Raw genomic sequence first — 1,826 nt, forward strand, 5'->3', positions numbered from 1 at the left:
AGCGATGAAGGTGCTGGTGAAGTGACGGAAGTCAATAGCGGTGAAGCAAAAATTTGATCAGGAGAGTATCTATAGTACCGCTCTGCGTTATTGAGTACGAAAGCATGTGTACACGAACCCTGGTTTATTAATCAGGGTCGTGTTTATTCTTAAACGATGTATCCTTTCTTCTTCTATGAATCCGCAAAGGCTTCAGAGTTCATAGATCAAATAAGAATACGGTGAACTTGGTTTTTGAAAGAAGCTAGAAATCATTTTTAGCTCTGTCATCCGAGATGAACTGACTGCAGCATTTTGCATTGCCGAAAAACTAATTGGTTTCTCTCCTCTTTGCTATTCTAATATGTCAGTCTTTGCTGCACGTTTTTCCTAACAGAGGAGCATATGCACGCATAAACAAAATCATAGTGAGTTACAAGAACTGTGTTCTAGAGACAAAGATGGACAAAAACATAGTATAATTCGAATGACTCAACCAATGCTCATTAACAAGATTTGTACTATTGTGTTTTATAATATGTTTGTCATATTGGGTTTTGAAATCATCTCGGAGGGTAATCAATGAATATACTTGTCACTGGTTGTGCGGGCTTTATTGGAAGCAACTTCGTGTATTACTATCTTCGCAAACACCCTGAGAGAAAGATTATCGGTCTGGACAACCTCACCTACGCTGGAAATATTGACAATCTATCTGGATTGACTGAAGAAGAGAAAAAGAGATTCAGCTTCATAAAAGGCAATATCTGCGATGCCGAACTTGTAGAACAGATCTTCAACGAGCACGAAATAGATGGAATAATAAACTTCGCAGCCGAGTCACACGTTGATAGATCGATCCACGATCCCCAAATATTTCTGAAGACAAACATACTCGGAACACAGATTCTCCTCGATGCCGCAAAAAAGCACTGGCAAAGCGAAAGTGGTTGGAAGTGTCTCGAAGATTCAAATAATTTGGCAAAAGCTCAAAGTTCTAATCCAGCCAATCTGCAAAGCTGCAAACCTGCCAAGTTCCTTCAGATTTCAACCGACGAAGTCTATGGAGCTCTCGGAGCGTCGGGATTCTTCACGGAGAAGACTCCGCTTGATCCGCACAGTCCATATTCTGCGTCGAAAGCGTCAGCCGATCTGATAGTCAAAGCCTATCACGACACTTTCGGAATGCCAGTCAACATTACAAGATGCTCCAATAACTATGGGCCATACCAGTTTCCAGAGAAGCTTATACCGCTGATGATAAACAACGCGCTCAACCACAAGCCTCTCCCGGTCTATGGAGACGGCAGACAGATAAGGGACTGGCTTTATGTTGAAGACCACTGCAAGGCAATTGATTTTGTTTTCGAGAATGGTAAGTCTGGGGAAGTCTACAATATAGGCGGTCACAACGAGAGGGAGAACATCTACATAGTCAAGAAAATAATCGAGATACTCAGAGAAAAGACGGGAGACGGAGAGCTAAATGAATCGCTCATAAAACACGTGACCGACAGGCTTGGCCACGACAGAAGATACGGCATAGATCCTACTAAGATAACTCAAGAACTTGGATGGAAACCCAGTATTATGTTCGATGAAGGTATAGAGATGACCATAGACTGGTATCTGAACAATAGTGAATGGGTAGAAAGCGTTATCTCGGGAGAGTATTTGGTGTTCTATAACAAAAACTATAAAATCTGATATAAAAGGACTGGAGGAGATAACTTGAAGGGAATAATACTGGCCGGTGGCGCAGGAACAAGACTTCATCCGATAACTAAAGCTGTATCTAAGCAGTTGTTGCCTATATACGATAAACCCATGATCTACTATCCCCTGTC

The 1,826-nt window shown here is 41.7% G+C and carries 2 protein-coding genes; both read left to right on the forward strand.

Translation table 11 applies throughout. From position 1 onward, the window contains the following. Positions 1 to 561: 561 nt before the first annotated feature. A complete protein-coding gene (rfbB, locus tag RJ60_RS15290) occupies positions 562 to 1,686 on the forward strand; it encodes a dTDP-glucose 4,6-dehydratase (protein WP_103135298.1) in 1,125 nt (374 codons plus the stop codon). Positions 1,687 to 1,710: 24 nt separating this feature from the next. Continuing rightward, a partial coding sequence (locus RJ60_RS15295; RefSeq protein WP_258006380.1) for a sugar phosphate nucleotidyltransferase occupies positions 1,711 to 1,826 on the forward strand: 116 nt, incomplete at its 3' end.

This window comes from Mesotoga sp. B105.6.4, from assembly GCF_002896535.1.
Taxonomy (GTDB): Bacteria; Thermotogota; Thermotogae; order Petrotogales; family Kosmotogaceae; genus Mesotoga.